This is a genomic window from Tropicimonas marinistellae (assembly GCF_001509585.1).
GTDB lineage: Bacteria > Pseudomonadota > Alphaproteobacteria > Rhodobacterales > Rhodobacteraceae > Tropicimonas > Tropicimonas marinistellae.
Window position 1 is genome coordinate 60,239 of the sequence record NZ_LNCI01000003.1, and the last position, 18,694, is coordinate 78,932.

15 protein-coding genes are annotated in these 18,694 nt (G+C 64.7%); 8 read left to right on the forward strand and 7 right to left on the reverse strand.

Going from position 1 to position 18,694, the window contains the following annotated elements; genetic code table 11:
* Window positions 1–209: 209 nt before the first annotated feature.
* Both ARC39_RS06490 and ARC39_RS06495 read left to right on the forward strand, forming a co-directional pair.
* The gene (locus ARC39_RS06490; RefSeq protein ID WP_068111886.1) at window positions 210–1,481 is read left to right on the forward strand and encodes an ROK family protein; all 1,272 of its coding nucleotides are present in this window, start codon (window positions 210–212) and stop codon (window positions 1,479–1,481) included.
* Complete coding sequence (locus tag ARC39_RS06495) at window positions 1,478–3,043, forward strand: CRTAC1 family protein (protein WP_068111889.1); 1,566 nt, start codon at window positions 1,478–1,480, stop codon at window positions 3,041–3,043. The genes ARC39_RS06490 and ARC39_RS06495 overlap by 4 nt, the downstream gene beginning before the upstream one ends.
* Window positions 3,044–3,412: 369 nt before the next feature.
* Here ARC39_RS06495 and ARC39_RS06500 read toward each other — a convergent pair whose 3' ends face one another.
* Window positions 3,413–4,735, reverse strand: a complete 1,323-nt coding sequence (locus ARC39_RS06500) for a cytochrome-c peroxidase (protein ID WP_068111892.1) — start codon at window positions 4,733–4,735, stop codon at window positions 3,413–3,415.
* Between the two features lie 27 nt (window positions 4,736–4,762).
* Window positions 4,763–5,797 carry a LacI family DNA-binding transcriptional regulator gene (locus tag ARC39_RS06505; RefSeq protein ID WP_068111895.1) on the reverse strand — a complete coding sequence of 345 codons (1,035 nt, stop codon included), beginning with the start codon at window positions 5,795–5,797 and terminating at the stop codon, window positions 4,763–4,765.
* Between the two features lie 193 nt (window positions 5,798–5,990).
* Between ARC39_RS06505 and ARC39_RS06510 the strand changes: the two genes are divergently transcribed.
* Genes ARC39_RS06510 through ARC39_RS06530 form a run of 5 tightly spaced genes read left to right on the forward strand, consistent with a single transcriptional unit; the run spans window position 5,991 to window position 11,736 of the window.
* Window positions 5,991–7,049, forward strand: a complete 1,059-nt coding sequence (locus ARC39_RS06510; protein ID WP_068111899.1) for a sugar phosphate isomerase/epimerase family protein — start codon at window positions 5,991–5,993, stop codon at window positions 7,047–7,049.
* A gap of 1 nt (window position 7,050) precedes the next feature.
* Window positions 7,051–8,199, forward strand: a complete 1,149-nt coding sequence (locus ARC39_RS06515; RefSeq protein WP_068111903.1) for a Gfo/Idh/MocA family protein — start codon at window positions 7,051–7,053, stop codon at window positions 8,197–8,199.
* Between the two features lie 7 nt (window positions 8,200–8,206).
* Window positions 8,207–9,748, forward strand: a complete 1,542-nt coding sequence (locus ARC39_RS06520) for a sugar ABC transporter ATP-binding protein (protein ID WP_236545140.1) — start codon at window positions 8,207–8,209, stop codon at window positions 9,746–9,748.
* On the forward strand, window positions 9,741–10,742 hold the full coding sequence (locus tag ARC39_RS06525) for an ABC transporter permease (RefSeq protein ID WP_068111907.1): 1,002 nt from the start codon (window positions 9,741–9,743) through the stop codon (window positions 10,740–10,742). Before ARC39_RS06520 ends, ARC39_RS06525 begins: the two co-directional genes overlap by 8 nt.
* 43 nt (window positions 10,743–10,785) lie before the next feature.
* A complete protein-coding gene (locus ARC39_RS06530; RefSeq protein WP_068111909.1) occupies window positions 10,786–11,736 on the forward strand; it encodes an ABC transporter substrate-binding protein in 951 nt (316 codons plus the stop codon).
* Between the two features lie 130 nt (window positions 11,737–11,866).
* Here the strand turns inward: ARC39_RS06530 and ARC39_RS06535 are convergent, their stop codons facing one another.
* Window positions 11,867–12,106: an Lrp/AsnC ligand binding domain-containing protein gene (locus ARC39_RS06535; protein ID WP_068111914.1), complete on the reverse strand. Its 240-nt coding sequence runs from the start codon at window positions 12,104–12,106 to the stop codon at window positions 11,867–11,869.
* Window positions 12,107–12,373: 267 nt separating this feature from the next.
* On the opposite strand from ARC39_RS06535, the gene ARC39_RS06540 reads away from it, so the two are divergent.
* A complete protein-coding gene (locus ARC39_RS06540; protein WP_068111917.1) occupies window positions 12,374–13,765 on the forward strand; it encodes a bifunctional enoyl-CoA hydratase/phosphate acetyltransferase in 1,392 nt (463 codons plus the stop codon).
* A gap of 230 nt (window positions 13,766–13,995) precedes the next feature.
* Here ARC39_RS06540 and ARC39_RS06545 read toward each other — a convergent pair whose 3' ends face one another.
* The 4 genes from ARC39_RS06545 to ARC39_RS06560 are packed head-to-tail and all read right to left on the reverse strand — an operon-like array spanning window position 13,996 to window position 18,596.
* Window positions 13,996–15,069: a Glu/Leu/Phe/Val dehydrogenase dimerization domain-containing protein gene (locus tag ARC39_RS06545; RefSeq protein ID WP_068111921.1), complete on the reverse strand. Its 1,074-nt coding sequence runs from the start codon at window positions 15,067–15,069 to the stop codon at window positions 13,996–13,998.
* 29 nt (window positions 15,070–15,098) lie between these two features.
* Window positions 15,099–16,346 (reverse strand): dihydrolipoamide acetyltransferase family protein, encoded by a 1,248-nt coding sequence (locus ARC39_RS06550; RefSeq protein WP_068111924.1) that lies wholly within the window; start codon window positions 16,344–16,346, stop codon window positions 15,099–15,101.
* Window position 16,347: 1 nt separating this feature from the next.
* Window positions 16,348–17,361, reverse strand: a complete 1,014-nt coding sequence (locus tag ARC39_RS06555; protein WP_068111927.1) for an alpha-ketoacid dehydrogenase subunit beta — start codon at window positions 17,359–17,361, stop codon at window positions 16,348–16,350.
* The gene (locus ARC39_RS06560) at window positions 17,358–18,596 is read right to left on the reverse strand and encodes a thiamine pyrophosphate-dependent enzyme (RefSeq protein WP_068111930.1); all 1,239 of its coding nucleotides are present in this window, start codon (window positions 18,594–18,596) and stop codon (window positions 17,358–17,360) included. Before ARC39_RS06560 ends, ARC39_RS06555 begins: the two co-directional genes overlap by 4 nt.
* Window positions 18,597–18,694 lie beyond the last annotated feature (98 nt).

Consider the following 18,694-nt stretch of genomic DNA (forward strand, 5'->3'; position numbering starts at 1 on the left):
CCTCCCGAGTTTTCAGCCCTGCGTTATGGGCGGGGGCAACCGAACGGTGCCCTTGTCCCGACAATCGCCATATTTATTTCATTTGTCAAAATAAAAATCGACAAAAGCAGGGGGGTGTGATTGGTTTTGAGGCGAAGACTGTGCTCGATTTGCATGGATGTGCGAAATTTCTGCGACGCAGAAACAAAATTAATCCGGGCGGTGAAAGAATGATTCCGGAAGAAACCCAGGTTGTTCAGGACCGGACCCTCCCGCCGGAGGGGTGCGGACCAATCGTCTCGCAACGTGATCTCGTATCGATTCCATTGCGCCAGCAGGTGTTCGAATGCGTGCGGTCACAGGGGCAGATCTCGCGAATCGACGTCGCGAAGCGGCTCAATGTCAGTCCCGCCAGCGTATCGACCCTGGTGGCGGATCTCCTGGTCGGAGGATTGCTGAAGGAAGTGGAAGCGCCACGCGATCCGAGTAGCCGTGGCCGGCCGCCCGTCGCGCTTCAGGTGCGCGCGGAGGCGGGATATGTCGCGGGGATCAAGCTCTCCGACATGGTGCACACGGCGATCATTGTCGATTTCGCCGGGCGGCCGGTGGCGGAGACCAGTCTCGGTCGCACAAGCCTGCGCACCGATCTCGATCTGCTTGTCGATGAAGCAGATGCCTTGCTGACGCAGATTCTGCGTGACGCCGGAATGGCGCGCGCGGAGATCTCAGCGGTCGGAATGGGATTGCCTGGCATGGTCGATTCGCAGCGCGGCGTTGCCCTTTGGTCGCCGATCATTCGCGGAAACAACCTGCCGGTCGCGGTGCTGATGTCGGAACGCATGGGTCTTCCGGTGGTCGTCGACAACGACGCGAACCTGCTGACACTGGCTGAATTGTGGTACGGAGCGGGGCGGGCGCTGTCCGATTTCGTGGTGCTGACGCTCGAATATGGTGTCGGGATGGGGCTGGTGATGGATCACCGGCTTTATCGTGGCGCACACTCCGTTGGCATGGAGATCGGTCACACCAAAGTTCAGCTCGATGGCGCTTTGTGCCGTTGCGGTCAGCGCGGTTGCCTGGAGGCCTATGTGTCCGACTATGCGCTCGTCCGGGAGGCCTCGATCGCGCTGGACCTGCATCGCAGCGAGACCGGCTCGGCCCAGGTCATGCTGGAGAGCCTCTACGATCAGGCGAAGGCGGGCAACGAGGCCGCCCGCACGATCTTCCGGCGCGCCGGGCGTTTCCTCGCCGCAGGGCTGTCCAACGTGATAAACCTGTTCGATCCGTCGCTCGTGGTTCTGTCAGGGGCAAGGATGAAGTACGACTATCTTTATGCGGAGGATGTGATGCGGGAAGCGCTCGCCATGTCGCTGACTCAATCGCGGGAATTGCCGCGGATCGAAATCAATGCCTGGGGCGATCTCGTATGGGCGCGCGGGGCCGCGACGCTGGCGCTTGCGGCTCAAACCGAGGCACGCTGTGCTGCCGAGGTCGTGGCATGAGAGTGGCGCGTTGGCTTCTGCCGGTTCTCGCGTGGGTGTCTTCAGGGGCGCATGCCGCCGACGTGAGGTTCGAGGACGCCCGCGCCGCACTGCCGGTGGCGCACGTGTATTCGGGCGGTTGGGAGCATTTCGTGGGTGGCGGGCTCGCCACGTTCGACTGCAACGGCGACGGTTTTCCGGAGATGTACGCGGCCGGGGGTGCCGGCCCGGCCCGGCTCTTTGTCAATCGGACGGCGGGTCGGGGGGAGGCGCTCGCGTTCGATCTCGGCACAGATCTACCCGAACTGACAGGCGTAACCGGCGCCTATCCGCTCGATGTCGACAATGACGGTATTCTCGACCTGGCCGTACTTCGCGTCGGGCCGAACGTACTCCTGCGCGGAGAGGGCGACTGCCGGTTCTCGGATGCGACGTCGGAGTTTGGGTTCGAAGCCGGGGACAGGTGGTCCACGGCGTTTTCGGCGACCTGGGAGACAGGCAACGACCTGCCCACGCTTGCGGTGGGAAATTACGTGGACCGCACCGACCCTGACGGTCCCTTCGAGGCCTGCGATGTCAACGAATTGCACCGTCCGGACGGTGCCGCGTTCCGTGCGCCCGAATTGCTGGAGCCGGGATTCTGTGCGCTTTCGATGCTGTTTTCGGATTGGACCCGTACCGGCGCGCGGGATCTGCGGGTCTCCAACGACCGGCATTATTACGTCCGCGGCGGATCAGAGCAGATGTGGCGGATGGGCGACAGGCCGCGACTGCTGGGGGCGGAGGACGGGTGGGAGGATATCTCCATCTGGGGCATGGGTATCGCCAGCCGCGACCTGAACGACGACGGTCGGCCGGACCTCGTGCTGACCTCGATGGCGGATCAACTCACGTTGCTCTCGGATGGAAGGTCTGGTTACAGGCTCGCACCCTACGAAATCGGCACCTTCGCGCAGCGTCCTCATCTGGGCGATGACGGCCGTCCCTCGACCGGCTGGACCGCGCAGTTTGGCGACGTCGACAACGACGGTCGGGACGATCTCTTCATCGCCAAAGGCAACGTTGACCAGATGCCGACCAATGCGATCAACGATCCCAACAACCTTCTCATCCGCCAGGCTGATGGCACGTTTTCGGAAGCCTCTGTTGAGGCCGGTGTTGCGACAACCGATCGATCGCGTGGCGCCGTGCTTGCAGACTTTGACGGCGATGGTCGTCAGGACCTTGCGGTCGTTAACCGCCGTGCGCCGATGGAGCTCTACCGTAACGTGACCGAAGGCACAGGCGCGTGGTTGACGATTGCTCCGCGTCAACAGGGTGCGAACGGGTATGGTGTCGGAAGCTGGCTGGAGGTTCGTCTGCCTGACGGGCGCGTTGCGGCGCGGGAAGTGACCGTTGGAGGCTATCACGTAAGCGGACGGTCGGTGCCGGAACATTTTGGCCTCGGCGATGCCGCTCACGTAGATCTGCGGGTGATCTGGCCCGATGGTGCGACGAGCGGCTGGGTGACTGTGCCGGTCAATCAGAGCATTCAGGTCTGGCGGCGCGGCGATGCCGAACTGGACATCGACCCTCAGGATTGAGGTATGTGGGCCGGCTCGGGGGAGTTTCCGTCGTTGGCGCAAAAAGCGAATCCTCCCGTCGGGCGTGGCAATTCAAGCCTCCCTGCATGGGGGCCGATTCTTATGCATCTTTGCGCGACTCGCAGTCCAATCGCGCTTTGCCTTTCGCCTTTCGCCGGACGCTGTGGGCGCGGCTCGTCCGAGCGGCGGAGGCGCCTCCGTGATACGCTTGGGATCGGCCGGCGTGCGACCTGTGGTCGTTCGCTTCGATGCGAAGGTTCGTTTCGCCGCTCGTGACAACGTTTCCACATTGGAGCGGCGCATTTCCCGAACGCAGAAACGAACATCGTAGGCGCTGCCGGGTAGGGGGGTCCGGCAGGCGTCGTGATGTCAGCGCTCCACCGGCAATCCGCTGGGAAGGGCGTCCGGAATGCCGAGGCGGCCGTCCAGGCTGGCTTGATCCGTCAGGGATTCCAGGAACGCGACGATAGCTGCGATATCCTTGTCCGCAAGGTGCCGGGGCTGTGTTGCGACGGCCGCTCCGATCCGGTCCTTCTCGGTAGAATCTTCAAGCGTGGTCCAGATCGGCTTGCCGTCGAAGGTGTGCAATATGGGCTCGGCACGGTCGAATTCGGCGAGGCCGGCCCGCGGGTCGACGTGGTAGGCGACAAATCCGGCGAGATCGCGATGCGAGCCGGTGTGCCCGTAGGGCGCGGTCGCCGCCACGTTTCGAAGGCTCGGCGTGAGGAAGGCGTAGAGATCCTCCGGATGGCCGGTCACCCTGAAACGCCCTTCGTCCTTCGCGTGACGCTCGAAGCGCTCCGCCTTTCCCGGTCCGAACTGCGGAACGCCCATGGCGTGAAAGCCGTGGTCTGTCAGGAATGGCCCCGCGTGGCACTCGGCGCATCCTGCCTCGCCATAGAAAAGTGTCATCCCGCGTTGCGCCGCGCTGTCGAGTGGCGCCTCTCCCCGCAGATGGCGGTCAAAGGGGCTGTCGTCGGCACGCCACTCGAATGTAATGAACTCCGCGATGGCGTTCGATATGTCGGTAAAGGCGACGGGCCGTCCGGCCGCGACTTCGGGCAGCGCGGCTTCGAACATCGCTTGATACTCCGGGATATCGCGAACCCGCGCCGCGATCAGGTCCCAGGCACCGCCCGCGCCGGTCAGTCGCCCCGAACGTACTGCTTTCGAGACCTCGTTCTCGCCGTAGTGCCCAGCCATCTCGTCCTGGCTCAGGACCGGGAACATGGTCTGCGCCGAAAGCACGCCCGAAAACCCCTGCACCATCTCCTGGTCGAGCGGCGTGCGCAGCCCGTTGGGTTGCGCCGGGTCCGCCTGGATGCGGCCATCGTGGAACAGCGTCGTGAACTCCTTGGCGCCGAGGTTGAACAGCGCTGGCGCATTTCGAGGGATCCGCTGCTCGGGCATGTTCTCGGGATCCGGCCGCCGTTCCGGGCCGATGCCCGTCGCACCTTCTCCAAGCGACAGCGACACGCCGTCGGAGGTGCCGAAGCGCGGGTGGTGACAGGTGGCACAGGAAATGTTCCGGTTGCCGCTCAGGACCGGATCCCAGAATAGCAGCCGGCCGACCTCTACCATGGCCGGGGTGACAGGTGCATACATGTCGTCGGTAACGGGTTGCGGGAGTTCGGCACTCACGACCGGAGTGGCCGCCAGCGCGAAAACCAGCGCATTGCGCAATACAGACATGGTCTTCCTCCCTAGATGCGCTCATTCCTACGGCGGCGGAGCCGTGCTCAGTCGCTCGACCAGCTCGACCGGTAGAACGACACGTGGCGCTGGCCTGCGCGTGCGATCCTGCGGCGGCGTGCGCATTCTCTCAAGTAGCATTTTCGCGGCGGCGCGGCCGATTTCAATTCTGGGCTGGTGGATCGTCGTAAGCGGTGGCACGAAATGCGGCGCGATCTCCAGGTCGTCGAAACCGACAACCGACACGTCCTGAGGAACCGACACCTGTGCGCGATGCAACTCGCCAATGAAGCCCATGGCCATTTCGTCGCTTGCAAGGTGAATGCCTGTTGGCCGGTCCTTCGATGCCAGCCACGAACGCGCTGCGGCCGCGCCCGAATCCAGCGAGAAATCGCCGTCGTAGAACCAATCCGCCCGAACCGGAAGTCCTGCGGCGCGGAGGGCTTCGCGAGTGCCGTCTCGGCGCGATGTGGTCAGCACGTTGTCTGGGGGGCCGCCGACATGGCCGATCTTCCGATGGCCGAGCCGCACCAGGTGGCGTACCGCCATCTCCGAAGCTGCCCGGTTGTCGATTGTCACGGTGGGTCGCCGGATTTCGTCGATCCACTCGCAGGCAAATACCATTGGTGCGCGGGCGTCGGGCGCGCCCCTGTTCAGCAGCAACTCGCGGTTTAGCATCCCGTCGAGGATGATCAGCCCGTCCGTCTGGTTGAGCCGGAAATATTCCGGAAAGCGATGCTCGTCGTGCGACATTGGCGAGGTGTCGGTAATCAGCACATTGTAACCGGCTTCGGACATGATCTCGGCAATGCCGGACAGGATCCGAGCAAAGAACGGGTTGGACAGGTTTGGCACCAGCACCGCGATCCCGCCGCTCTCCTGGCGGCGCAGGTTCCGCGCGGTGACGTTCAGCCTGTAGCCCGTTTCCTGGATGGCGTGGAACACGGATTCGCGGGTCTTCTCGCTGACAACATCGGGGTTAGACAGCGTTCTGCTGACGGTGGCGGTGGAGACGCCGGCGACTTCGGCGACATCGCGTATGCTTGGAGGGCGACCTGTCATCTTCTCCGCATCTCCTGCCTGGCGGCTACTTCCGGCCAAGCATGTTCTAATGGGCAAGATAGCAGCCTCAACCCCCTTGTAAACGATTACATCGCCCGTATTATGCCGATGTAATGGATTACATCAGGGATTCGCATCTGCCGGGGAGGGCTGCGCGAATGCAGTCTGTTTCGCCGGCCAAGGAGGTTGAGCGATGAAGACGATCAAGGGGCCCGCCCTGTTTCTGGCGCAGTTCGCCGGCGACGAGGCGCCGTTCAATTCTTGGGACAGAATCACGAAATGGGCTGCCGATTGCGGCTACGTTGGTGTTCAGGTGCCAAGCTGGGACGCACGGCTGATCGACCTCGACAAGGCCGCCGAGAGCAAGGATTACTGCGACGAGTTCCGGGGTGTGGCCGAGGCCAACGGTGTGCAGGTGACGGAGCTTTCGACTCACCTGCAAGGGCAGCTCGTGGCGGTTCATCCGGCTTATGACGCTGCCTTCGACGGATTCGCCGACGCGTCGGTCCGCGACAATCCCAAGGCGCGGCAGGAATGGGCCGTGGATCAGGTGAAGAAAGCGCTCACGGCGTCTAAGAACCTTGGCATCACGGCGCATGCAACCTTCTCCGGTGCACTGGCATGGCCGTTCGTCTATCCTTGGCCGCAACGGCCCGCCGGGCTGGTGGAAACCGCCTTCGACGAATTGGCGCGTCGCTGGGTGCCGATCCTCGATCATGCCGAGGACTGTGGCGTGAACGTCTGTTACGAGATCCATCCGGGCGAGGATCTCCACGACGGTGTCACGTACGAGATGTTCCTGGAGCGCACTGGCAACCATGCGCGGGCCATGATGCTCTACGACCCCTCACACTACGTACTGCAATGCCTTGATTACCTAGACAATATCGACATCTACGCCGAACGGATCGGGATGTTCCACGTCAAGGATGCCGAGTTCAATCCGACCGGGCGGCAGGGTGTCTATTCAGGCTACCAGCCCTGGGTCGACCGGGCTGGGCGATTCCGCTCGCTCGGTGACGGGCAAGTCGATTTCCGCGCCGTGTTCTCGAAGATGGCCGCCAACGACTTCGACGGCTGGGCGGTCGTCGAATGGGAGTGCGCCCTGAAGCACCCAGAGGACGGCGCGCGCGAGGGGGCGGCCTTTGTGCGTGATCACATCATTCGCGTGACGCCGCACGCTTTCGACGATTTCGCCGCCGGCGGGACAGATGAGGCGGCCAACCGGGCAATGCTGGGGATCGGAGGCTGACATGGGCGATCGCATCAAGCTGGGCATGGTCGGCGGCGGCAAGGATGCCTTCATCGGCGCGGTCCACCGGATCGCCGCTCGGATAGACGGTGAGTATGAACTGGTTGCCGGGGCGCTTTCCTCGACACCCGAGAAAGCGCGTGAAAGCGGCGAGGCGCTTGGCCTCGCGCCGAGCCGCATCTACGGCGACTTTCGCGAAATGGCGATCCGCGAAAACCGGATCAAGGATGGGATAGATGCCGTCGCCATCGTTACGCCCAACCACATGCACTACCCCGTAGCGCGGGAGTTCTTGCGGCGCGGGATCCATGTGATCTGCGACAAGCCGCTGACAGCCACGCTGCCGGATGCGCGCAAACTGGCGAAGGTCGCAGCAGAGAGCGACGCGCTCTTCGTGCTGACGCATAATTACACGGGCTACCCGATGGTGCGGCAGGCCCGCGAGATGGTGGCGAACGGCGAGTTGGGCGCGATCCGCGTGGTGCAGGTGGAATACCCGCAAGATTGGCTCACCGAAGCCGTCGAGCAAACCGGCACCAACAAGCAATCGGAATGGCGCACCGATCCGGCGCGTTCCGGGGCAGGGGGCTCGACAGGCGACATTGGCACACATGCGTTCAACCTCGCGAACTTCGTCTCCGGGTTGGAACTCGAGGCGCTCGCCGCCGACCTGCAGAGCTTCGTGCCCGGGCGTCGGGTGGACGACAATGGCCATATATTGCTGCGATACCGGGGTGGGGCGCGCGGCATGCTCTGGTGTTCCCAGGTCGCGCCCGGCAACGAGAACGCCCTGCGCCTGCGCGTCTACGGCGAGAAAGGCGGGCTGGAATGGGCGCAGGAGGATCCGAACTACCTCTGGTTCACACCGTTCGGGGAGCCCAAACGTCTGCTCACCCGGGCCGGTGCCGGCGCGCGCGACGTTGCCGGCCGTGTCTCCCGCACGCCTGGCGGCCACCCCGAGGGCTACCTGGAGGGATTCGCGAATATCTACGCCGAGGCTGCCCGCGCGATCCGGGCGAAGATGGCGGGCGAGGCCTGCCCGGCAGAAGTCGTCTTCCCCACCGTGGAAGATGGCCTCGCCGGCGTTGCCTTCGTCGATGCCTGCGTGCGCTCCTCGGCGCGCAACGCGGCCTGGGTCAAGCTTGCGTGAGGCCCGGATGAGCGCGATGGCGGCACAGATGCAGGCAGATGCGTCCGCAGGGGCGGTGTTGGCGCTGCGCGGCGTCCAGCGGTCCTTTGGACCCGTTCAGGTGCTGCATGACATATCCATCGCGCTTTATCCCGGCGAGGTGCATGCGCTGATCGGAGAGAACGGCGCCGGCAAGTCCACCACGATGAAGATCATGTCAGGCTACCTCGCGCCCTCCGGCGGTTCGGTCGAACTCGACGGTGCACCGGTCGTCTTCGCGCGGTCGCGCGACGCGGAAGGCCGGGGTGTGACCCTGATCCATCAGGAGTTCAACCTCGCGCAGCTTCTGTCGGTCGAGCAGAACATCTTTCTTGGCCACGAGTTGAAACGCGGCTGGCGGCTCGACCATGCCGCCATGCGTGCACAGACCAGCGACCTGCTGGGTCGGCTGGAAACGCCACTCGATCCGCGCGCGCAGGTCTCCGGAATATCCGTGCCGGAAAAGCAGATGGTGGAGATCGCCAAGGCGCTCAGCCGAAAGGCGCGAGTGCTGATCATGGACGAGCCGACCGCGGCACTGACCACGCGGGAAACGGAAGTGCTCTTCCGTCAGATCGAGCGGCTCAAGGCAGAGGGTACGGCGATCCTCTACACGTCCCACAAGCTCGACGAAGTGGCCGCGATTGCCGACAAGGTGAACATCATGCGCGACGGGCGGCTGGTGCGGACCGCGGTACGCGGAGAGATGAGCGTGGACCAGATGGCCGAGGCAATGGTTGGTCGCGAGCTTTCGGACATGTATCCGCCCAAGCGCCCGTCCGACGGGGCGGAGCCCGTTCTCGAAGTGTCCGGTTTCAGCGTCGGAGAGGTGGTCAAGGAGGCAACTTTCGCGCTCAATCGCGGCGAAATCCTGGGGTTCGCCGGGCTCGTGGGGTCCGGTCGAACGGAGTTGATGGAGGGGTTGGTCGGTCTGCGACAGGCAACCGGAGCGGTGGCGATCAACGGACGGCCCATCCGATTGCACTCCGTGGAAGCGGCAATGGCGGCCGGGCTCGTCTACCTGCCGGAAGACCGCAAGGAGCACGGGCTGATCCTGACACAGGACATGCGGCGCAACCTGACATTGCTGGCGCTGAAGAATTTCTCCCAAATTCTCATCGACAAGCGCGCGGAAGAGGCCGCGCTGGATAGGGCAATCGGCGAGTTCGACATTCGCGCGCCAGACCGCGAGGTGTTGGTCGGCAACCTGTCGGGCGGAAACCAGCAAAAACTCCTGCTGGCAAAGATCATGTTGGCAGAGCCGCAGATCGTCATCATCGACGAGCCCACCCGTGGCATCGACGTGGGCACCAAGCAGCAATTCTACGGGTTCATTCACCAGCTCGCCGAAGCCGGGCATTCAGTGATCGTGGTTTCTTCCGAAATGACGGAGGTGATCGGCCTTTGCGATCGTGTGGTCGTGATGCGGCGCGGGCGGATTGCCGGCGAGGTGACGGGCACCGAGGTGAACGAAGATGCGATCGTGCGCCTCGCGATGGGGCTGGACAGGAAGGACAACGGGCATGGCTGACACCACGGGGACGGTCCCGAAAAAGGGCGGATTCCGCTTCGACGTGCAGGCGCTCGGGCCTATCCTGGCGCTGGTCGTGCTGGTCGTCATCGGCACGCTGCTGAACCCGGATTTCCTCGCGGGGCGCAACATCACCAATGTGCTCTCGCGCTCGGCGTTCATCGGGATCATGGCGGTTGGCATGACCTTCGTCATCACGGCCGGCGGGCTTGACCTGTCGGTGGGATCCATGACGGCGTTCATTGCCGGGATCATGATCATGGTGATGAACGCGCTGATCCCGAGCCTCGGAACGACCTGGGGCGTGATCCTCATCGGCATGGGAGCGGGGCTGGCGCTTGGAGCGGTGGCCGGCGCGGTCAATGGATTCCTGATCACCCGCATGGGAATCGAAGCCTTTATTGTGACGCTGGGCTCGATGGTGATCTTCCGCAGTCTGGTCACATGGATGGCGGACGGGGGAACGATCTCGCTGAACTTCTCGCTCGGATCGCTCTACGAGCCGGTCTATTATGGCGGGCTGTTCGGCATTCGCTGGCCGATCATCATCTTTGCCGTGGTGGCAATTCTCGGTGAGATCGCCATGCGCCATACGGCCTACGGCCGGCACTGCGCCGCCATCGGCTCCAACGAGCAGGTCGCCCGATATTCGGCCGTCCACGTCAAACGCGTACGGATGACGACGTATATCGTGCTCGGCGTGCTGGTGGGGCTGGCCTCGGTGCTCTACGTGCCGCGGCTCGGGTCCGCATCCAACTCCACCGGTCTCTTGTGGGAGCTGGAGACGATTGCCGCGGTGATCATCGGCGGCACGCTTCTTTCGGGCGGCTTCGGCCGGGTCTGGGGCACGGTGGTCGGCGTGCTGATCCTCGGGCTGATCGACAACATTCTCAATCTCACGGACCTGGTGAGCCCCTATCTCAATGGGGCGATCCAGGGCGTGATCATCATTCTGGCCGTTGTTCTTCAGCGCGCCAGAAAATCATCCCGCTGACGGGAGGAGCGCCCCATGGCGGGGCAATAATGGGAGGAAGACAATGAAGATGAAGCACATGTTCGCGGGGACAGCCGTGGCGATGGTCCTGGGCGCGGGCGGGGCCTTCGCGCAGGAAACGACGGTGATCGGCGTATCTATTCCGGCGGCGACCCATGGTTGGGCGGGCGGGATGAACTTCCACGCCAAGGAAGCCATCGAGCGGCTGGAAGCGACCTATGAGGAGCTCGATTTCGTGCTGGCCACGGCCTCCGACCCGGCCAAGCAGGTGAACGACATAGAAGACATGATGGCCACGCGAAACATCGATGCGTTGGTCGTTTTGCCCTTCGAATCGGAGCCTCTGACAGCACCCGTCAAGCGGGTGAAGGACTCCGGCGCCTGGGTAACCGTGATTGACCGGGGCCTGTCGGAAGACGGGATCGAGGACCTCTATGTTGCCGGCGACAACCCGGGCTTTGGCCGCGTCTCCGGTGCGTTCTTTGCCGAGATGATGCCCGATGGCGGCAAGATCGTCGTGCTGCGCGGCATCCCGACCACGATCGACAACGAACGGGTCGAGGGCTTCCAGGCGGCTATCGAGGGGTCGGGTATCGAGATCCTCGGCATGGAGCACGGCAACTGGAACCGCGATGACGCCTTCACCGTGATGCAGGACTTCCTGTCGAAATACCCGGAGATCGATGCCGTCTGGGCATCGGACGACGACATGGCGATCGGCGTTCTGGCGGCGATCAAGGAAGCCGGACGCATGGAGGAGATGTGGGTGCTCGGCGGGGCCGGCATGAAGGAGATGGTCAAGCGCGTGGCCGACGGCGATGAATACGTGAAGGCCAACGTGACGTATCCGCCATCCATGTCGGCGACCGCCATCGAGATCACGGCGTTGAACTACGTCTCCAACGCCCCGGTTTCGGGGAAATTCGTCATCGGTTCGGTTCTGATCACGCAGGAGAACGCGGATAGGTTCTATTTCCCCGACAGCCCATTCTGATCAACGGGCACAGCGCCAACGCGCTCGGCAATTCTGCCGGGCGCGCTCTGAAGGGGGCCGCGCCGTTGGCGCGGTGCCTCCGGCGGGGATATTTCGCGACAGAAGAAGATATTGTTGGCGCGCTTGCCGGTCAGAAGGCGCGGAACGTCATTGTCGTCAGCGTGCGTTGAACGTTCTTCACGCTGGCGACATTTTCGTTGATGAAATGACCCACGTCCTCGCCCTCGGGAATGTAGAGTTTGAGCATGAGGTCGTATTCGCCGGAGGTGGAATAGAGTTCCGAGTGGATCTCTCGTAGGGCAATCGCATCGGCGACCTGATAGGTCGTGCCTGGTGCGCAGCGGATCTGGACGAAGACGCAATTGCTCATGGTCGTATTTCCTCCGGTCGATCATGACCACAATCGCGGATTTGCCGGCGGGCGCAAGCGGCAAAGCGCCGGCACCGCCGGAGGTGACCGTGACGTGCGCGTCACGGAAATTTCGCAGAAGCGACAACGCCGGGTCACCGCAGATTGGAAAGTGCGGTATTGGTATCGCATCGCGATATCGTCGCCCGCGTCACCGTCTTGTGTCATGGCATTGCGGCAAGGTGGGGCGGGGGCAGCGTTTTTATTCTTCCGCCGGGGGCAGCGCAGATGACAGATCAGACACATATGGAAAACCGGACCTATGACGAATTGAAGGTCGGTGACACGGCCAGCCTTACACGGATCGCGCGGGAAGAGGACTTCCTGATCTTCGCGACGGCCTCCGGCAACCACAACCCGATGCATCTGGCCAAGTACGATGGCGACGGCGACGGGAGCCCCGAGGCGGTTGCGCCGTCGCTTTGGGTCGGTTCGCTTGTTTCGGCGGTCCTGGGCAACCTGCTGCCGGGGGCGGGGACACTCTATCGCAGCCAGACCTTTTCGTTTTCGGACCGCGCCGAGGCGGGCGACGAGCTTGTCGTGACGGTGAAGGTGGTCGAGAAGCTGGCCGGCAATGGCGTTCGGCTTGCGACCGAAGTGCGCAGATCCGGTGATGACAGGTTGATCGTGTCAGGCGAGGCAGAAGTGACGGCGCCGGTTCGCAAGCTCACGTTCGACGCGCTGGAGATACCCGGCCTTCTCGTGCAGCGGCATCGCCATTTCGATCGGATCATTGCGCAGGCCGGGCCGCTCGATCCGCTCGTCACGGCCGTTGTGGTGCCGGAGGAGCCCAACTCCCTTGGCGGGGCCCTGCTTGCGATGGAAGAGAGCATCATCACGCCGATCCTGATCGGGGCGCCGGACAAGATCGCGGCGGCCGCGGCCGAGATCGGGCGGGGGCTCGACGGTATCGAGATCATCGAGGAACCCGACCATGCGGCGGCGGCGATGTGCGGGGTGGACCTCGTGGCGGACGGCCGGGCGGGGGCGATAATGAAGGGGCACTTGCATACCGACGACTTGTTGCGGGCTGCCCTGCGCAAGGAGCGCGGGTTGCGGGCCGGTCGCCGGTTCACCCATGTCTTTGTGATGGACGTGCCGGGGGTGCCGCACCCGCTCCTGGTGACCGATGCCGCGATCAACATTGAGCCGGACCTGAAGACCAAGGTGGACATCGTTCAGAACGGCATCGACGTGGCGATTTCCATTGGCATCGAGACGCCCAAGGTGGGCGTGCTTTCGGCGGTGGAGACGGTGAATCCGGACATCCCGTCGTCGGTCGATGCGGCGCTGCTGGCGAAGATGGCGGACCGCGGGCAGATCACGGGCGGGCTCGTCGACGGGCCGCTGGCGATGGACAACGCGGTGGACCTCGGTGCGGCCCGGACCAAGGGGATCACCTCCGAGGTTGCGGGGCGGGCGGAGGTGCTGGTGGTGCCGAACCTGGACGCGGGAAATATGCTGGCCAAGCAGCTCGCCTACATCTCCCACGCCGAGGGGGCGGGGCTGGTGCTGGGGGCGAAGGTGCCGATCATCCTGAACTCGCGGTCGGACGACGACATGGCCCGGCTCGCTTCCTGTGCGGTCGCGGCGCTGCACCACAACCGGACCCGTGCGTGAGACCGGTTGGCCGGGTGTCCCACGATGAGACAGGAGGCCGCACGATAGATTTCAATGGGTTACGGGCGCGGATTTACCGTTCCTTAAGGAGTGGGCGCCGCTGATTCCGACTGGAACCGGGCGAGCGCAGCTGCGGGACCATGCCTGTACGGACAGGCGACACCCTTTTCGCGCCGGGAGGGAGGCCTTGGGTATCCGCGATGGAAACTCCGCCGCCACCCCGCGCGCCTTCATTGCTCGGCGGCCTGGCGGGCGGACTGCCGGTTCGCCTCCGCGAGAATCGACGCCACCATGCGTTCGGCCACCGTGAGCGGGGCAAGATGCTCGGTGGCGGCGCGTGTCAGGAGATCCCGAAACACGTCAAGCGCCGCCGCGATTCTGCCGTCGATCCAGGTCTCGTCGTCGATCCTGAGAACCTCGCTGGCCACGCTGATCAAACCGCCGGAGTTCACCACGTAGTCCGGGCAATACAGCACGCCACGCGCGAAGAGTGCCTCCGCGATCTGCGGGGCGGCGAGCTGGTTGTTGGCCGCGCCACAGACGATGCGTGCGCGCAGCGCGGCGGCCGTTTCGCTGTCGAGGACGCCGCCAAGGGCGCAGGGTGCGAAGATGTCGGCGTCCGCCGTGGCGATCTCCTCCGGGGACAGGATCGTGGCGCCGAATTCGGTCGCGGCGCGATCCGTTGCGGCGGGGTTTACATCCGCCGCCAGGATTTCGGCCTTTTCGGCCCGAAGGCGCGCGGTGAGCGCCATGCCGACGTGGCCCAGCCCCTGTACGGCGACACGCCGGCCGCCGAGATCGGGCGTGCCGAAGCGTTGCGCGGCGGCGAGCTTCATGCAGCGATAGACCACCTCGGCGGTAACCGGCGACGGGTCTCCGCTGGCGTAGCGGCCAGAATCCAGCCCCGTGACATGCGTTGTTTCCTCCGCCACGACTGCCATGTCGCGCGGCGACATGCCGACATCTTCGCCGGTCGTATAGGCCCCGTTCAGGGCCTCGACGAACCGGCCGAATGCGCGCAGCTTTTGCGGCGTCTTTTCCGTTCGCGAGTCGCCCATGATGACGCCCTTGGCGCCGCCGAAAGGCAGGCTGGCGAGGGCTGCCTTGGCGGTCATGCCGGCGGAGAGGCGCATGGCGTCGGCGAGTGCCTGCTGCGCATTGTCGTAGTGCCACATGCGGCACCCGCCCAGACCTGGCCCCAGCGTCGTGTCGTGCACCGCGATGAACGCCTTCAGCCCGGAGTCCGGATCGTCGCAGAAAAGTACCTGCTCATGGGTTCGGGTGGCGATTTCCTCGATGTGCATTCAATGCTCCGTCTCGTTGAGGGCGATGCTCAGGCAAAGAGCAGCGCCGGGGTTTCCAGAAGGACCTTCAGGCGGGCAATGAAGGTGGCGGCGTCCCAGCCATCGACGATGCGGTGATCGAAGCTGGCGGAGAGGTTCATCATCTCGCGGGGAACGAAGCTGCGTCCGTCCCACTGCGGGCGGACCTGCTTGCGGTTGACGCCCACGATGGCCACCTCGGGGTGGTTGATGATGGGCGTCGTCGCGATAGCGCCGAGCGGCCCGAGCGAGGTAACGGTGATCGTGCTGCCGGCAAGTTCCTCGCGCGAAAGCGTTCCCGCCCGCGCGCCCGCGGCGAGACTGACGATTTCCGACGCCAGCTGCGGGACGGTGCGTGCGTCGGCATGCCGGAGCACGGGGACGACAAGCCCGCTCTCTGTCTGCGTCGCGATTCCGAAATGCACCGCGTCGTATCGCGACAGGGTGCCTGCCTCGTCGTCGAAGCGGGCGTTGACCTGCGGGGCGACGGTGCGCGCTGCGACAACGCCCCGGATGAGGAAGGGCAGCAGGGTGAGTTTCGGCGACGTCTCCGCACGGTCCGCGTTCATCTGCGAGCGCAGGCGCTCCAGTTCGGTTACGTCGATTTCCTCGACGATGGTGATCTGCGGGATACGCGCATGGGCGATGGACATCTGCTCGGCGATCTTGCGGCGCAGGCCGATGATCTTCGTCTCGTGGATGCCGTCGTCGCCGTCGCGTGCGGGCGTGGCAATGCCTGTGCCTGCCCCGGCAAGTTCGCGGTCGAGATCGGCGTGGATCACGCGTCCCTCCGGGCCGGTGCCCGAGAGGCGGGAGAGGTCGATCCCGAGATCGGCGGCACGTTTGCGCACCGCCGGCGCGGCGCGCGCCTTGCCCTTCGCAGCAGCCGGTGTGCCGGGTGCCGGCTCCGGCGGTTCGGAGCGCCCGGTGGCCTCCTGGTCTGCCTCGGCGAGGGTGTCTTCCGCGCTGGGAGTAGCTTCCTCCGGCGCCGGGTCGGGATGGGCGGCGTCGTCTTGCGCCGCCGTCTCGATCTTCACCAGCGGCGCGCCGATTGGCAGCATGTCGCCGGGCTCGCCCGCACGCCAGACCACCTTGCCCGAGGCACTGGACGGGATTTCCACGGCGGCCTTGTCGGTGAGCACGACGCCGATGATGTCGTCCTCGTTGATCCATTCGCCGATCGCGACCGCCCATTCGGAGATTTCGGCCTCGGCGATGCCTTCGCCGATATCCGGCAGCTTGATGACCTGTTCCGCCATGTCAGACCTCCACCGTCTCGCGCATCGCGCGCCCGATCCGCTTCGGCCCCGGGAAGTAGAACCATTCCTGCGCATGCGGGTAGGGGACGTCCCATCCGGCGACGCGGCGGATGGGGGCTTCGAGGTGCCAGAAGCAGGTGTCCTGCACGCGCGCCGCGAGTTCGGCGCCGAAGCCGCTGGTCAGGGTCGCCTCGTGGGCGATCACGCAGCGGCCGGTCTTGCGCACGGAGGCTTCGATTGTCTCCAGGTCGAGCGGCAGGAGACTGCGCAGGTCGATGATCTCCGCGTCGACCTGCTGTTCCTCGGCGGCGGCGAGGGCGACGTGCACCATCGTGCCGTAGCAGAGCACGGTGAGCGCCTCCCCTTCGCGCCGGACGGCGGCCTTTCCGAGCGGGACGGTATAGTGCCCCTGCGGCACCTCGCCGAGCGGATGACCCTTCCAGGAGACCACCTCGCGTTCGTGGTGGCCGTCGAAGGGGCCGTGGTAGAGGCGCTTGGGTTCGAGGAAGATCACCGGGTCGGGGTCTTCCAGCGCGGCGATGAGCATGCCCTTGGCGTCGTAGGGCGTTGAGGGAAGCACGGTTTTGAGGCCGGACACATGGGTGAACAGCGCCTCGGGGCTCTGGCTGTGGGTCTCGCCGCCGAAGATGCCGCCGCCCGTCGGCATGCGGATCACCAGCGGGCAGGTGAAATCGCCGTTGGAGCGGTAGCGGATGCGGCTCGCCTCCTGGGTGATCTGGTCATAGGCGGGGTACATGTAATCGGCGAACTGGATCTCGACGCAGGGGCGCAGGCCGTAGGCGGCCATGCCGATCGCCGTGCCGACGATGCCGCTTTCGGAGATCGGCGCGTCGAAGCAGCGCGTCCGCCCGTGTTTCTGCTGCAAGCCCTGCGTGCAGCGGAAGACGCCGCCGAAATAGCCGACGTCCTCGCCGTAGACGATGACACGGCTGTCGCGGGTCATCATCACGTCGAGCGCGTCGCGGATCGCTTCCACCATGGACATCTCGGTCATAGCCATTTCTCCGCCGCCTTGCGCTGCCGGTCGAGGTGCAGGGGGATTTCCGCGTAGAGCCCGTCGAAGATGCCGCGCCGCCGGGGCGACGGGCCGGAATGCAGGGTGCCGTTCTTCTCCGCCGCCTTCTGGGCTGCCACGACGGTATCGTGGATTTCCGCCTCGGCCTGGGCGTGGCGCTCCTCGGACCAGAGCCCGCGGCCGATGAGGTGCAGCTTCAGCCGCTCGATCGGGTCGCCAAGCGGCCAGGCGTCGGATTCCGCCTTGGGCCGGTAGGCTTCGGGGTTGTCGGAGGTCGAATGGCCGCCGGCGCGGTAAGTGACATGTTCGATGACCGTGGGGCCGAGCCCTTCGCGCGCCCGCCGGACGGCCCATTTCGCGACCGCGTGGACGGCGAGGAAGTCGTTTCCGTCCACCCGCAATGCGGCCATGCCGAAGCCGAGCGCGCGGGCGGCGAAGGTGCCGGAATCGCCCTTGGCGATGCCCTGGAAGGTGGAGATTGCCCACTGGTTGTTGACGATATTGAGGATGACAGGCGGCTTGTAGGTGGAGGCGAAGACCATGGCGGAGTGGAAATCGCTTTCCGCGGTGGAGCCATCGCCGATCCAGCCCGCGGCGACGGCGTCCGAGCCGTCGATGGCTGCCGCCATCGCCCAGCCAACGGCCTGAACGAATTGCGTGCCGAGATTGCCCGACACGGTGAAGAAGCCGTAGTCCTTGGCGGAATAGAGCACCGGCATCTGGCGCCCGGCGAGCGGGTCCTTCTCGTTGGAGAAGATCTGGTTCATCATGGTTTCGAGCGGGTAATCCTGCGCGACCAGCAGCCCGGCGTTGCGGTAGGTCGGGAAGTTCATGTCGCCGTCGCTCAGCGCCCGCTGGAAGGCGATGGTCACGGCTTCCTCTCCCAGTTGCGGCACGTAGAACGACGTTTTCCCCTGCCGTTGCGCGGCGATCATGCGGGCGTCGAGCTTGCGCAGGGTCATCATCTGCTTGAGGCCGGCCACGAGGTCTTCGTCGGTCAGAAGCTTGGCCCAGGGACCGACGGCCTCGCCGTCGCGGCGCAGGATCCGGATGATCGAGAAGGCGTGGTTGCGCAGAAGGCGCGGCTCCACGTCGAGCGGCGGCAAGGTCACGTCGCCCGCCTTGGGGATTTTCACGTCGGAGTAGTCGGGCGTATCCCCCGGGCGGAATGCGGGTTCGGGAATGGTGAGTCTGGGCCGCGTCGCGTCCTGCATGGCTGCCTCCGGGTGCATGGGTGACTCAATGGTAGGAGAGACAGCGTAGCGATAGATTCCAAAATTGCCCCGAGGGTGGAAAAAGTTTAGAGATATTG

Bases quoted from the DNA above. Each gene is read 5' to 3' on its own strand.
- ARC39_RS06500 (WP_068111892.1), bottom strand. From the start codon at position 4,735: ATGTCTGTATTGCGCAATGCGCTGGTTTTCGCGCTGGCGGCCACTCCG.
- ARC39_RS06540 (WP_068111917.1), top strand. From the start codon at position 12,374: ATGACAGATCAGACACATATGGAAAACCGGACCTATGACGAATTGAAG.
- ARC39_RS06560 (WP_068111930.1), bottom strand. From the start codon at position 18,596: ATGCAGGACGCGACGCGGCCCAGACTCACCATTCCCGAACCCGCATTC.
- ARC39_RS06535 (WP_068111914.1), bottom strand. From the start codon at position 12,106: ATGAGCAATTGCGTCTTCGTCCAGATCCGCTGCGCACCAGGCACGACC.
- ARC39_RS06495 (WP_068111889.1), top strand. From the start codon at position 1,478: ATGAGAGTGGCGCGTTGGCTTCTGCCGGTTCTCGCGTGGGTGTCTTCA.
- ARC39_RS06515 (WP_068111903.1), top strand. From the start codon at position 7,051: ATGGGCGATCGCATCAAGCTGGGCATGGTCGGCGGCGGCAAGGATGCC.
- ARC39_RS06555 (WP_068111927.1), bottom strand. From the start codon at position 17,361: ATGACCGAGATGTCCATGGTGGAAGCGATCCGCGACGCGCTCGACGTG.
- ARC39_RS06520 (WP_236545140.1), top strand. From the start codon at position 8,207: ATGAGCGCGATGGCGGCACAGATGCAGGCAGATGCGTCCGCAGGGGCG.
- ARC39_RS06505 (WP_068111895.1), bottom strand. From the start codon at position 5,797: ATGACAGGTCGCCCTCCAAGCATACGCGATGTCGCCGAAGTCGCCGGC.
- ARC39_RS06530 (WP_068111909.1), top strand. From the start codon at position 10,786: ATGAAGATGAAGCACATGTTCGCGGGGACAGCCGTGGCGATGGTCCTG.
- ARC39_RS06525 (WP_068111907.1), top strand. From the start codon at position 9,741: ATGGCTGACACCACGGGGACGGTCCCGAAAAAGGGCGGATTCCGCTTC.
- ARC39_RS06545 (WP_068111921.1), bottom strand. From the start codon at position 15,069: ATGCACATCGAGGAAATCGCCACCCGAACCCATGAGCAGGTACTTTTC.
- ARC39_RS06490 (WP_068111886.1), top strand. From the start codon at position 210: ATGATTCCGGAAGAAACCCAGGTTGTTCAGGACCGGACCCTCCCGCCG.
- ARC39_RS06510 (WP_068111899.1), top strand. From the start codon at position 5,991: ATGAAGACGATCAAGGGGCCCGCCCTGTTTCTGGCGCAGTTCGCCGGC.
- ARC39_RS06550 (WP_068111924.1), bottom strand. From the start codon at position 16,346: ATGGCGGAACAGGTCATCAAGCTGCCGGATATCGGCGAAGGCATCGCC.